Below are 14,689 nucleotides of genomic sequence, written 5' to 3'. Positions count from 1 at the left end.
TACGAATTACGAATCTGTAGGCTATGCTGTTAAGAATAGGGCAAACACATCCCATGTTTGACTTGTTCATGCTCTGCGTAAATCCTGTTGTATTTGTATCAGCAATTAACTAACAGAGGGAAAACTGCTCATCAAAATTTTCCCCTCTGTTAACAGGATTTAGTGTGAGAGGTAGTTGAGTCATGAATAAAACTTCCCAGACGCAAAGCAGCGCCATTCATTCCCTATTGAGCAGATTTAATTTCAGACTTACTAAAAAGACAATCGGCTTTACTTCCTTAATTGTATTTTTTGCTTTACTAGCTTTAGGTGGTTTCTGGTTTACTGGTAGGTATAAATTTACTAATAAAATGCCAGTTAAAATCACAGAATTTTCTAACGCTGATTATCCGGCTAATCCGGCTTTACTCAGCAAAAATTACCAAAGATATGCTAATCGTAAATTAACTATTCTCAAAAAAGATGCTAACCGCTTTGATTTTGTCCTAGAACCAACAAACAGCAAAACAGCAAAGATAATTATCAAAAATGTTGACTTGCAATTACTAGTACCTAAAGTCCCAGAATGGGTAAAAAAAGATAAAAATTTAGAATTAATAGCTTTAATTGAGCGAGAATGGAACCGACAGCAGGTAAGTTTTCCCGCTAATTCCGAAAATATCGAAATTACTGGCGGCGATGGTTTTGAAACAGAAAATCTCACCGAAATTGCCTTAAGTAACAATTGCTTAAATGCTGGTTATTGGGAAGTAGCACTATTTACGAAAGAGGATAACAATAAATCTTTGTATTACCAAGGTTGGTTTACTTTCCCCTTAGGATATTACAAAAATCTCTTTGAAAGTAATAATAAAATTTCCTATTGGGATTATTGGTGGCAATTAGAACATTGGCAAGAACCAAGCCATGCTTTAATTAAAAATAATCTCCTGCGAACTGTAATTGATGAAAAATCAGCTAATATCACCTTTCCTTTAGATGAAAGAATCATTTCTGCTGGAGAACAGACGAGAAAAATTAGAACTACACTTACCAAAAACCTGACAATTTGGCGAGATTTTTACAACAATCAACGCGAAATCCAATTTGCAACCTTTCGTGCGCCAGGATTTTATCAACCCACCCAACCTTGGAATACTCAATATTGGCGAATCGGTAAATTTGAGAAAGGTATTTTACGTAACGTGAAGCCTGTGAATAATCAAGCCAATTTACAGGAAATTGAGTTGTTATTTACCGATACCAAAACAGGGGAAAAGAATAAATTATTAATTAGCGGGTTTAACTTACAAGAGTTACCAAAATTACCAATTGCTGATTATGCTAAAGGCTTATCTATGCCATTAGGTATAGGATTACCGCCATTTATCCAAAGCTACACAGACTTAAACAAAAAACATCCCGATGAAAATCCATATTTTAGCCTGTTGCTAGATTCTCAAAATCGTTGGCTTAATCATCACCAATTAGGCGTTGATGGGACAATTATGCATTTAGATAAAGATAACCCAAATCTGTTGCATCTTTACTTACTTTCCTATGAAAGAAATAGCTTAATTGCCCATTTTTTAGTCAATATTCAATAAATAGCATTTTGTCGGGTGGGCAATGCTCACCCGATAAAATTATATATTAATGATCGAAGAAAGGCAGAGAGCAGGAGGCAGCTATGCTGAAGGAAGAAAATATAATTTTTACCCTCTGCCAAAAGGGTTTAAAGTAGGGGCGGGTTCACCGATATCCCCATTTATTAACAAAGATCCAAATAAACCCGCCCCTACTAAATTTATTTATAGGGGTTTCCCTTCTGCCCTCTGCCTCCTGCCTTCTCAATCAAATCTAACTTTCTTGAGTAACGCCATCCACATATCGGATGGATCTGTATAGTAATCTATTGACTCAACTTTATAGCGATAATTTTGAGAATTTGATTGTAAAATAATGTAATCTTCGGGTTTAATATCTTTACCTGTTGCGGTCATGTAAGCTTTCATACCTTCGTCAATAATTTCTAAGATGTAATCTTTTCCCGCAACTAATTGGCTATAGTCATGTACTTTATGATTGAGTTTTAATTCCTTGCCAAAAGAACGTAGGGGTAAGAACACACTGAATAAAATAAAGGTGAAATTAATACCTGTTTTAATTAAAGACATAAGTGAGTTCTCCAATTATTTTTAAGCGCCAGTTGTTAATAGCATTAACAATTGAAAATTAGAAGTTAAAAGATTCGCTTTTGATAATATCTAATTTAATCAGATATTTCCTCCGATAGTAAAAAATTATTTTTTACAACGAAACTCTGATCTAGATGATTAGTCAAAGGCAGAAAATTTTTAATTGATTTATGCCTACCAAGTAAGTATATTTATGTCTAGTAAAACCTGATGATATTTGGTAATAACTGCTTTAATTAGCAAAAATCACATCTGCAAAAATTCAATTAGATACCGATAAAATCAAGATATGATTTTATGTATCAGTAAACAAGTAACTGCGGATATATTAGGTAAAACTTCACCAAATATAGTCCGGTTATTTTTATTGCGTATTTGAAAAAGTCAGTACCCGAAAAAATCAATCTTGGGTTAATGAAGCTATATTTTAACCATTGCTTTGCTTGCCTCTGACCCCTATATCATGTCTAATACTAGGGTTAATTTGGTTATATTTAGCTTGATACCCTCAATATAGATGCTCAATTATCCAACAGTTTACAACCTAGTTAATATCTTCGTCTACTGTGAAAATACCAAGATTTATATCAATCTAATCAAAAAATCAGTATATTGCTGGTAAATGTGGTAAAGTAACAGATTTACAATTAATTTTGTATTTTAAGTGACAGTAATTGGACTGTCACATGAAAGAAAAAATGGGAGCATCCCACTTTTTTAATCAATACCCTAGAAGGGTATTGCTACACAAACAAAGCCTGCCTCCGCAGGCTTCAAAAACTTATAGCCTGCGGAGGCAGGCTTCGTCTTTATAGCCCCAGGCTTCCAGCCTGCGGGCGTTTTCAAAACTGGAATGTACCCGTAAAAATCAAATTGAATTATTAAATCAGGTACCTTTTATCAGAGCATTATCTACCTGTTGCAGTAATATTTCTAGTGTAGAGGAATTATCTAACACCACATCTGCGAGAGCGGCTTTTTCTGCAAGAGACATTTGGCTATTGATTCGCGCCTGTGCTTGTTCTTGAGTTAAGTGATTGCGCTGCATTAATCTTTGCAACTGCTGAGATGGAGAACAAGATACTACCCAGATTTCCGTCATTAAATGAGTTAGCTTGGCTTCAAACAGTAGGGGGATGACTAAGACTAATGTGGGTGCAGAAGATTGGGCAATTCCTTGACGAAAGCGATCGCCTACGTAAGGATGAATTATACCCTCTACCCAATTACGTTCTTCTGGACGGGAAAAAATAATTTCCCCCAATTTAGGACGGTTGAGGCTGCCATCTGGGAGTAGAATATCTGTACCATAACGTAGAGCGATCGCATTTAAGATTGGCGAACCTACCGTTACTGCATCTCTAGCATAAATATCTGCGTCAAAAATCGGCAGATTATAAGCATTAGCCAAATAATCAGCGACAGTAGTTTTACCTGTGGCGATACCTCCAGTTAAGCCGATAATGCGTTTATTCATGGGGCATGGGGCATGGGGCATTGGTTAAGAGTCAATAGTCAACAGTCAACAGTCAACAGTCAACAGTTAACAGTTAACAGTTAACAGTCAACAGTCAACAGTCAACATTGTTATTGTGCCCAGATAATTAATGCTTGGGTTAAGCCATCTAGAGTATATTCCTCGGCTTCTACATCGACTCTTCCTAGTAAATCATGGCAGGTTTTTGAGGTTTGGGGGCCGATGGAGGCGATACAAACTCCGGCTAAGACATCTGCAATACTGGGGAATCTGCTATTAATTAATTGGCAGAAAAATTGCACTGTTTTAGAACTGGCAAAGGTAATTATATCTACTTCGTGATTTTTTAGGGCTAATTCCGCAGTTGCGGGAATATTACTCGGGCAACAAGATTGATAAGCGGGAACTTCGATGACTTGTGCTTGCTTTGCTGTTAATTCCTTGACTAAAACTTCTCTGCCGCCACTTTCAACTCTGGGAAATAATACTTTTTTACCTAATAATTGTTCGGGAAAGTGTTCTACTAAAGAATCAGCAACAAAATTAGGGGGAATAAAATCGGGTTGTAAACCGCGTTTTTTTAAACTTTGGGCTGTTTTCTCGCCAACTACGGCTATTTTCACATTAGCTAGGTGACGGCTATCTTTACCAATTGCGGTTAATCTGTCAAAAAAGTAGTCTACGCCGTTGGTAGAGGTGAGAATTAACCAATCAAAGTCAGTTAAATTTGCGATCGCATTATCTAAGGCTTGCCAACTTGCAGGGGGGCCGATTTCTAAAGTCGGCATTTCAATTACTTTAGCACCTGCGGCTGTCAGGCGATCGCAAAATTGGCTAGATTGTCCCGCCGCACGGGTGACTAAGATTGTTTTACCATTGAGGGGAAGTTGGGAATTAGCTGTCATGGTTGGAAGGATTAACTGCTCTGAGGTTATTTTCTCAGGTTGGAGGTAATTCCGTAGCCCAACTACCTCGCCAATGACGATTACCACGGGTGAAAGCGATAAACCAGCGGTTATTTCTAAAATATTTCCCAGTTCCCCTGTCCAAATTTGTTGATTAACTGTTCCTGCCCAGCGGATAATGGCTATAGGTGTGAGACGCGATCGCCCTTGACGAATTAGGCGATGTATAATCTCAGCTAGATGTTGTCCGCCCATCAAAATTACTAATGTTTCTAGCCTAGATAAAGCTTCCCAGTCTAAAGCTTCTGGTTCGTGAGCGGTTAAAACTGCAAAACAACGGCTGAAAACTGGATCTGTGAGGGGAATTCCTGCGAGTAACGGTGCGGCTAAGGCGGAGGAAATACCCGGTACTACTTCAAATACACAGCCAGCAGCTTTTAAAGCCTGAATTTCCGCAGTACACCGCCCAAAAATAAACGGATCGCCTGATTTCAGTCTCACAACTTGTTTACCCTGCTGACAGTAGTTGACTAATAACTGATTAATCTCTGCTTGGGGTGTGCTGGGTTTACCGCCACGTTTCCCGACATCTAACTTGAGACAATCAGTCGCGACGCGCTGCAATAATTGCTCATCTACCAGGGCATCGTATACCAATACCTGCGCTTGTTGTAAGAGATAATCGGCTTTTACTGTTAAATATGCTACATCTCCTGGCCCCGCACCCAGGAGGTAAACTTTGCCCGTTGTGTTAGTCATACTAATTCAAAATTCAAAATTCAAAATTCAAAATTAAGAAATCCATATACAACCAGGGTTTATGAGTTTGGATCTGTTGCTGAATTTTGGCGAATTGGTATCATTTGTCAGAGACGCGATTCATCGCGTCTGTACAATTGTCATTTGTCATTTGTGGTGGTTACGCCAACTTTTGATAACAACTCGTAGGGGCGGGGTCACCCCCATTGGTGTCAACTTAACGTGAAACCCTTTTGGTTGACAAGGTTTTGTCTTCATCCCCAACCCCTCGCTTACCCAATAAACCGCCGTCACCCTCGAAGGGTGCGGCTAATTGAACATGAGCTTACCTGTGTGGGCTGAATTTTCTTAGCCCACAAAGGTGGGCTTTGTAGCGTTAGCCCCAGGCTTACAGCCTGTGGGCGGTCTATTGGGTAAGCCAGAGATACTTAAGTTGACACCAATGCACCCCGCCCCTACAATTTGGCATAATTTATTTTTTGGAGTTTCCTAAGCGCCTAACATTTGTAATTGATGTAATGTAGCGTACATACCCCCTTGATGAACTAATTCTTCATGGCTTCCTTGCTCAATAAGTTCGCCACGTTTCAACACAAAAATCCGATCGACGTTGCGAATTGTTGATAAACGGTGAGCGATAATAATCGCGGTACGTCTTACCAAAAGTTTATTTAATGCTTGCTGAATTAAGGCTTCTGTACCCACATCTAAACTAGCGGTGGCTTCATCTAATACTAAAATTTGCGGATTGCGAATGGCAGCACGAGCAAAGGCTAAAAGCTGCTTTTGTCCGCTCGAAAGATTTGTCCCTCTTTCTCTTAATTGCGTATCATATCCTTGGGGTAATAGTTCAATAAATTGATCGATATTTGTTTGTTGTGCTGCTGTTTGAATTTCATCAAAACTGTAGTTATCGCCCAGGGTAATATTACTTTTAACATCACCAGCAAAGAGAAATCCTTCTTGTAAAATTACGGCTAAATAACGACGTAATTCTGCTTGCGGTAAGTCGCGAATATCGACACCATCAACGAGAATTCGTCCTTGGGTGGGTTCGTAAAGACGACATAAAAGACGAATAATCGAACTTTTACCTGCACCTGTAGGGCCGACTAAGGCAATTTTTTCGCCGGGACGAATGGTAAAATCTAAGTTTTTAATGACGTAATCATCATCTTTATAAGCAAACCAGACATTTTCAAAGCGGATTTCGCCTAATTCTGGTGTAGGGTTAGGATTGGGGGATTCTAGATTCGCTACTACTTCATCTATGTAACCGAATTTGGCATCATAAATGGAAATGCGAGAATTATAGCGATCGCGGATTTCTATCGGTTCGTCTAAAATATTCGTAACTCGCTCAATCGCCGTAAAACCTGCTTGAATTACGGTGAATTTTTCCGCAAAGTTGCGCAAGGGGTCAAATAATTGCTGGGCATATAACACAAATGATGATAAAATTCCAAAGGTAATTGTCTTACCCAGCAACAACGAACCACCTAATACTAAAACGCCAGCGATCGCGACTAAGCTAATCCATTCTAAAATAGCGGAAACTGCGGAATCATAAAAAATTGTTCTATCGATTTGATGTTTGTAACGTTCGTTAGTTTTACGAAACAATTGTCCATTAAATCTTTCGCGGCGGAATAGTTGAACTACATTAATTCCAACAATATTTTCCTGTAGCTGAGAATTCAGCATTGATAGTTCTTCTCTGGCTTTGTAGTTAGCTTGGCGATACTGTTTTTGTAAATAAACAATTACCAAGCTAATGGGTAATAGAATTACCAACAATAAACTTGCTAATTCCCATTGCAGAGAAAACATTAAACCAATAATCACCAGCATGGAAAATAAATCGGAGACAATCCCGACTGCGCCGGTAGAAAACACATCTCCCAAAGCTTCTACATCGCTGGTGAGTCTGGTAATTAATTTACCAACAGGCGTGCGATCAAAGAAACGTACAGATAAAGATGTTACGTGATGGAATAAATCGTCACGAATGACTGCTGTGATATTTTGTCCTAGTTTCTGTACGAGATACCCTTGATAACCAGTTAATATCAATCTGATAATAATCGCTACCAGTAATAAACCTTCTAAAATGTTTAACCCTTGCATCAAAGGACGATTTTTCAGAAATTCGTAAACGCTAGGTTCTTGACGAATTAAAGAAATTGCTTGTCCAATGATGAGTGGTTGTACCGCGTTAGCTATAGCGATGGGTACGAGTAAAAGCATTGACAGCGCTAGTAATTTTCCATGACGACGGGCGTATGGTACTAAGCGTAAAAATAACCGCCAGTCATTGTCACGCCGACGGTATTGTGTGTCAGATTTTTTGAGGGATGGGTAGGTGCTCATAGTACAAGCATTATATGAAATACCTACGCCTTTTGCTACTGTCCTGGAGGGGAAGAGTCAATAGTCATTTGTCATTTGTCATTTGTCATTTGTTGGAGACGCGATAACCCTTGTCTGTACATGGTGATTAATCGCGTCTGTTGTTATCAATCAAAATTTGCTTTGTTTAATGGGCGAATACTTCGAGTGAGCTTCAGTACAAGTTTTGAATTTTGAATTGAATCAAAATTGCAGCTTATATAAATTAAACAATTCTCCTGACTGACGGGAGAGAATTTTAGCGCCAGTGGCTTTAATTGTTTTTTCCCACTCAGCTAGGGGTTCTAAAAATACTTCTGCACCTAAATAAGTTTCCAGCACCGCCCAATCTTCTGCTAGTGGCTGTTCGGGGTTGAGGATGTCAAAGACGAAGATTCCGCCGGGTTTGAGGACTCGCTTGGCTTCTAGCAATACAGCCTTCCAGTATTCTAGGGGAAAATAACAGCTAAATCCTGTAGCGATCGCTAAATCAAATTGATCAGCAGCATACTTTAACTGATGCGCTGCGCCTAACTCCACTCCCTTAAATAGCTTAGAGTTTAACTGCGAACCGCGAGAATTGAGGGTATCTCTGGCAATGATACTAATTTCTTGACCGTAAAAGTATGCTTGCCAATCGCGCCAAGGATAAATTAAAAAGCTGACACCACAGCCAATATCTAAACATTGCTGATTTTTTTGCGGTTTGGCGATTTCCCAAAAGCCAGAAGCAATCCTTCCAGGTAAAGTACCAGCAATCCAATCTCGATAGATTGGCATTTCTTGGACTTCGGCTGGTAAGTCAAAGGGTTGATTTTGATATTCCTTGTTAAACCTTAATGCAACTTGGGCGATTCTTTCTTGCCATCTGTCTGGGTTATGGTTAGGGAGGTTGAAAGGTGTCGGCGAAGGCTTTTTAGACATTAGGACTGTACTAATTTTCTCTCATTTTAGTCAAGTTTTAGTTTAGACAAAGATGCGTAGTAGCGTGACAAGCTTAAAATATTGGGTTAAAACAATCTAGAAAATCCACAAACAATAAACATAGTCTCTGATTAGTCAACCCAACATTTTAGACTTGCAGCGCTAGTAGGTTGGGTTGAACGGAGTGAAACCCAACAATTACAGAGCTTGGGGGTGTTGGGTTTCGTTCCTCAACCCAACCTACATCTGCTCCCTGCCCCCTGCCCCCTACCCCATGCCCCCTGCCTTTCTTCTGATCAAGCCATGACTTGCTGTAACATCAGCAATAATTCGTTGATGGTGTAGGGTTTGGGTAGAAATGTGGTGACGCCAGTACTGGCTAAGGCGGCAATTTTTTGCTTAGAAATCAAGCCACTGGTAGCAATAATTTTGACGTTGGGGTTGATTTTCTTTAAGGTGCGGATGGCTGTGACGCCATCGAGGGAAGGTAGCATTAAGTCTATGAGGACAACGCTAACGCAATCTATATGTTTAGCATAAACTGCGATCGCCTCAATGCCATCACTGGCTAAAATGGTTTTGTAGTTATGGGTTTCTAGGGATGTTTGCGTAATTTCTTGAATTGCCGGTTCATCATCTACAATCAAAATTGTCTCCCCTTGGGCGTTTACCACTTGCGGCTCATCTATTTGATGGGTTTCTATCCCTTCAATGGCTGGTAAATAAATTTTAAACCGCGTTCCCGCATTTTTTTCGCTATATACAGTCACAAAACCACCGTGGCTTTTGACAATTCCTAAGGCTGTGGAAAGTCCTAACCCGGTACCTTGTCCGACTTCTTTGGTGGTAAAAAATGGCTCAAAAATTCTATCGAGATTTTCATCAGGAATACCTACGCCTGTATCGCTGACTGTAATCACAATATAAGGGCCGACTTTGGCTTCTAAGTTCATCTGGGCATAGTTTTCGTCAATAAACAAATTTTTGCCAGAGATTGTTAAATTACCACCATTTGGCATAGCATCGCGGGCGTTAACACAGAGATTCATTAACACTTGATGGATTTGCGTACTATCGCCGGAAACTATCCACAAGTCGTGGGGAACATCAACGGAGACTTGAATTGTTTTTGGTAATGTTTCTTTTAAGACTTTAGAAATTTCCACAATCAGATGTCTGATTTGCAGATTAATTCGTTTACCTTCTACACCCCTAGCAAAGGATAATACCTGCTTGACTAAATCAGCGCCCCGTTTGGCGTTAATTTCCAGAATTTCTAATAAATGGTGAGTGCGTTCGTCAGCATCGGGAAATTTGAGGGGTAGTAGTTGCGCTCCGGCTAAAATTGGTGTGAGAATATTATTTAAATCGTGGGCAATTCCACTCGCTAAAGTGCCAATACTTTCTAATCTTTGAGCGCGGAATAATTGGGCTTCTAAGCGTTTTTTATCTGTAATATCTGTGTCTACGGTGAGGATTGATTTGGGTTTACCTTGTTCATCACAAACTAAACTCCAACGACTAGAAACTAAAACATCTTTCCCGGTTTTGGTAAATTTAGTTAACTCGCCTTCCCACTTACCTTGACTGATCGCAGTTAACAGTGCGGTTTCAATTTCTGATGCTTGTTCGTCAATATACAACACTTCGCTAGCTTTTTTACCTATAACCTGGGCTGCTGACCAACCGTAAAGTTTTTCTGCGCCTTTGTTCCAGAATAAAATTTTATTTTGTAAATCGCGGACAAGAATAGCGTCGGTAGCAATATCTAATAATGCGGCTTGTTCGCGAATGGTTTCATTATCTAATTTGCGCTGTTCTAGGGCGGCTTGTTGTTCGCTAATATCAATACAAGCACCGGTGATGCCAATTACTTGTTGGGCTTCGTTGCGCAATGGTTCTATGGTGCAGTCGTAATATTTAGTTCCTTGGGCTGTTGTCAGCGATACTTCTTTTCTAATCCCGACATTTGTGACTAATACGCCGAGTTTTAATGCTGTTAAATATTGGGCGGTTTCTAAGGGAATTAATTCTGAATCTCTTTTACCTAACATTTGTTCGGAGGTTAAACCAAAGGCGGGGTTATAAACCCAGGTATAACGTAATTCTTGGTCTTGGTTAAAGACAAAAATTGGAGAATTTTTTAAGGCGACGCGGAAACGTTCTTCACTATGTCTTAAAGCATCTTCAATGCGTTGGCGTTCGATAGCATAACGCATGGAACGAACTAATAAATCGCCTGTAACTTGTCCTTTAACTAAATAATCTTGTGCGCCTTCTTGCATGGCTCTCAAGGCTAAATTTTCATCAGCCATTCCCGTTAAGACAATAATCGGTATTGATTTGACTTGATGATGGGCGCGAATAAAGGTTTCTAATCCTTGACTATCTGGGAGAGATAAATCTAAGAGCATGACATCAAAATGTTCTTGCAGTAAATAATTTAATGCTTCGTCTAGCTGCTCAACTGGTTTTAATTCGACTAAGGTCGGGGTGACATCCTCTAAAAATTCTTGTAATAATAGGACATCACCGGGGTTATCTTCCACTAAGAGAACTTTGATAATTTCTCCTGTCATTGCTATTACTCCGGTGGGAGTTTGACGATCGCAAACCAAAAGTTTTCTATAGTCCGGATAATTCTCACAAATTGATCGAAGTCAACAGGTTTGGTAATGTAACAGTTGGCTGCTAAATTATAGGCTTTAACAATATCTTCTTCGGCTTGAGAGGTTGTTAGCACAACTACAGGAATTCTTTTGAGATGTTGGTCGCTTTTAATTTCTGCTAAAACTTGACGACCATCTTTTTTAGGTAGGTTTAAATCCAGTAGCACAATATCGGGATGTGGTACTGTAGCATATTTATCTTGTTTGCGTAAGAACGCCATTGCTTCTACCCCATCTTCTACAACACTGAGATTCACGGAAATTTTGCTATCTTCTAAGGCGATGCGTGTTAGTTGCGCATCGCCTGGATTGTCTTCGACTAACAAAACCTCGATAGGCATAAGTAGAGAGCGATCGTTCACGGTTGCTTTCCTGTTTGCTCTGGAATGGTAAAGTAGAAAATCGAGCCTTTCCCCGGTTTCGACTCCATCCAGATGCGGCCACCGTGGCGTTCTACGATTTTCTTACAAATAGCCAGACCAATTCCAGTACCCGGATACTTACTTCGACTATGTAACCGTTGAAAGATGACAAAAATCTTTTCAGCATACTGAGATTCTAAACCAATTCCGTTATCCTGGAATGAGAATAACCATTCTGCTTCTAAGGAATGGCGGTGAGAATTTGCGGGATTTGATTCTCTAGTGTTTCTGGTAGCTGTGATGTAAATTTGCGGGGGTTCCTCTTGGCGGAATTTAATGGCATTGGCTAGCAAGTTTTGAAATACTTGAATTAATTGGCTGTTATCGGCAACTACTTGGGGGAGAGGTTCGGCTGTAATTGTGGCTTGACTTTCTTGAATGGCGATTTGCAAATTAGCGATCGCTTTTGCTAACACCGTATTACAATCAACTAATTTAAAGGGTTGGGCCCTGGTACTGACGCGGGAATAATTCAATAAATCGTTGATTAAGGTTTGCATCCGTTGGGCACCATCTACAGCATAGTTGATAAACTCATCGGCACGAGCATCTAATTGATTTTTGTACCGCCGTTCTAGGAGTTGTAAATAACTCGTCACCATGCGCAATGGTTCTTGTAAGTCATGGGATGCAATATAAGCAAACTGTTCTAATTCGCTATTAGAACGCCCTAATTCTTGAGCGTGGCGGGTTTCTTGTTCTAAAAGTTGGGCTTGAGCTAAAGCAATGCCGATTTGGTTGGCTAGTTGTTGGAGTAAATCTAGTTCAGAACTTTGCCATTCTCGCGGACTATGACATTGATGGGCGATTAACAAACCCCAGACGCCATCTCTAATTAATATGGGTACAACTAGGTTAGCTTGGACACTATATCGCTGCAAAAATTCCCGGTGACAGTCGCTAATATTTGCTTTAGCTACATCTGTAATCGTGCTGACTCTGCCTTGACGATATTTTTCTAGGTAATTTTCCTTAAAGCAATGGTCGTCAATAGTTTGTCCCAAGGTGACAGTTAAGCCAGGTAACACCGCTTCTTGTACTACTGTACCCGAACCATCTGAGGACAGGCGAAAGATTAAGACTCTGTCAGCATGGAGGAGTTTTTGAATTTCCGTGACTGTTGTTTGCAGGATATCATTTAATTGTAAGGATTCGCGGATTTTTAGGGTAATTTCTGAGAATAATTGCGATCGCCGATTTTGGCGTTTAATTTCTTCTTCGGCGCGTTTGCGATCGTCAACATCGGTATGGGAACCTACCATCCGCACGACATTACCCGCATTATCCCAGAGTGCTTGTCCCCGATCTAAAATCCATTTATAACTGCCATCTTTGCATTGGACGCGATGCTCGGTGACGTAATAAGGTGTTTTTTTAGCAAAATGATCCTGAATCGCTTGTAATACCCAATCTAAATCGTCAGGATGCACTCGTTTAGACCATTCCTCTATATTATTGACGATTTCATGGTCTTGATAACCGAGCATTTCTTTCCAGCGAGGAGAAAAGAATACCTCATTAGTTTGCACATTCCAATCCCAAATGCCATCATTATTACCTTGTAGAGCTAATTGCCAACGTTGCTCGCTTTCTTGTAACGCCTGTTCTGCTCGCTTACGGGCGGTGAGGTCGAGGGTAACGCCAATCATCCGCGTAGGAATACCAGTATTGTCGTATATACCGACACCTCTAGCCAATACCCAGTGAACGCTACCATCCGGCCAAATATTGCGGTATTCTGCCTCATAATCGCCATGCTTGACAAGCGCTTGTTGCACAGACTCTTGCATGTAAGTGCGATCTTCAGGATGAATGCTTTCTAATAATAGCTCATAGGTAAATTCATAGGATTCTGGCAAACCAAAGTTAGCTTTGCACTGCTTCGATGTATTTAACTTGCCTGTAGCTAAGTTTAACTCCCAAGAACCCAATTTAGCTGCCTCTAATGCTAATCTTAAACGGCGATCGCTTTCTTTGAGAGCAGCTTCTATCTTTTTCCTGGTGGTAATATCTCTGGTAAAACACCGCGTATGGATAAACTTGCCATTTTCCCACAACACGTTAGAGTGAATTAATACATAACGAATTGAGCCATCTTTGCAACGCAATCGGGCTTCATAGTTTTGTAGAGTTTCATTTCTGCCCAATCTTGCCATAATATCTTCAATTACATGGCGATCCACATGAAACTCAGTGATAGAATGCCCAATATACTCAAAGCGACTGTAGCCTAAAAGGTCAAGTTCTGCCTGATTTGCCCAAATAATTGTGCCATCAGCCTTTACCCAGTGCATTCCAACAGCAGCATTCTCCACAAAATCTGTCAACTTTTGCTGACTACGGCGCAAAGCAACTTCTACCTGCTGTTGTTCTGCAGTCTTACGAGATAATTCCGCTACATGGCGTCTTAGCTCTAATTGGTCAATTACCTGACGGCTAAGAGCCTGAAGTGCTTCTATTTGTTGCTGGTTGAGTTCTCGCGGTACATTATCAATCACGCAGAGAGTACCGAGAATATCACCTTTAGGAGTAACTAAAGGCACACCCGCATAAAACCGCACAAAGGGATAGTCAACCACCACCGGATTTTTTGCCAACTCTGCATCAGTCAAAACATCTGGTATCACTACCATTTCTTGTCTTTCTAAGCAAAGGTAAGATAAACCCACACTTCGGGGCATTTCCGGTACATCTATACCTAGTTTGGCTTTAAACCACTGACGAGTTTCGGCAATAAAATTAACTAAAGCTATGGGAGTACCACAAATAAATGCAGCTAACTTAGCAATATCATCGTAGGCTGTTTCCGCTTCTGTATCGAGAATTTGATACTGATGTAAGGCTTCCAGTCTTGCTACTTCGCTGTTAGAAAACACAGGCCTGATAAATTTTTGATGAATCTATCTTTAAGTATATCTTTGGGCATGGGGCATGGGGCATGGGGCATTGGGCATGGGGCATTGGGCAG

General features: G+C 40.2%; 9 protein-coding genes. 1 reads left to right on the top strand and 8 read right to left on the bottom strand.

Annotated elements, in window-relative coordinates; genetic code table 11:
* The first annotated feature begins 182 nt into the window (after positions 1–182).
* Complete coding sequence (locus tag H6G08_RS31390; protein ID WP_190550317.1) at positions 183–1,586, top strand: hypothetical protein; 1,404 nt, start codon at positions 183–185, stop codon at positions 1,584–1,586.
* A gap of 243 nt (positions 1,587–1,829) precedes the next feature.
* On the opposite strand, the gene H6G08_RS31385 is transcribed toward H6G08_RS31390, so the two are convergent.
* The 8 genes from H6G08_RS31385 to H6G08_RS31350 all read right to left on the bottom strand — a co-directional run bounded on the left by H6G08_RS31385 (position 1,830) and on the right by H6G08_RS31350 (position 14,597).
* Positions 1,830–2,156, bottom strand: a complete 327-nt coding sequence (locus tag H6G08_RS31385; protein WP_190550315.1) for a hypothetical protein — start codon at positions 2,154–2,156, stop codon at positions 1,830–1,832.
* Positions 2,157–3,063: 907 nt separating this feature from the next.
* Complete coding sequence (gene coaE, locus H6G08_RS31380) at positions 3,064–3,654, bottom strand: dephospho-CoA kinase (RefSeq protein WP_190550313.1); 591 nt, start codon at positions 3,652–3,654, stop codon at positions 3,064–3,066.
* Positions 3,655–3,764: 110 nt separating this feature from the next.
* Positions 3,765–5,318 carry a uroporphyrinogen-III C-methyltransferase gene (gene cobA / locus H6G08_RS31375; protein WP_190550311.1) on the bottom strand — a complete coding sequence of 518 codons (1,554 nt, stop codon included), beginning with the start codon at positions 5,316–5,318 and terminating at the stop codon, positions 3,765–3,767.
* Positions 5,319–5,807: 489 nt separating this feature from the next.
* On the bottom strand, positions 5,808–7,688 hold the full coding sequence (locus H6G08_RS31370) for an ABC transporter ATP-binding protein (RefSeq protein ID WP_190550310.1): 1,881 nt from the start codon (positions 7,686–7,688) through the stop codon (positions 5,808–5,810).
* A 222-nt stretch (positions 7,689–7,910) separates the two neighbouring features.
* Positions 7,911–8,630, bottom strand: a complete 720-nt coding sequence (locus H6G08_RS31365) for a class I SAM-dependent methyltransferase (protein ID WP_190550308.1) — start codon at positions 8,628–8,630, stop codon at positions 7,911–7,913.
* 296 nt (positions 8,631–8,926) lie between these two features.
* Entirely contained in the window at positions 8,927–11,209 is a 2,283-nt protein-coding gene (locus tag H6G08_RS31360; protein ID WP_190550306.1) for a hybrid sensor histidine kinase/response regulator, read from the bottom strand.
* Between the two features lie 5 nt (positions 11,210–11,214).
* On the bottom strand, positions 11,215–11,640 hold the full coding sequence (locus H6G08_RS31355) for a response regulator (protein WP_190550378.1): 426 nt from the start codon (positions 11,638–11,640) through the stop codon (positions 11,215–11,217).
* Between the two features lie 17 nt (positions 11,641–11,657).
* Positions 11,658–14,597 carry a PAS domain-containing protein gene (locus H6G08_RS31350; protein WP_313943322.1) on the bottom strand — a complete coding sequence of 980 codons (2,940 nt, stop codon included), beginning with the start codon at positions 14,595–14,597 and terminating at the stop codon, positions 11,658–11,660.
* Positions 14,598–14,689 lie beyond the last annotated feature (92 nt).

The organism is Calothrix anomala FACHB-343, from assembly GCF_014696435.1.
GTDB lineage: Bacteria > Cyanobacteriota > Cyanobacteriia > Cyanobacteriales > Nostocaceae > Aulosira > Aulosira anomala_A.
This window is presented reverse-complemented; position numbering and strand designations above follow the sequence as displayed.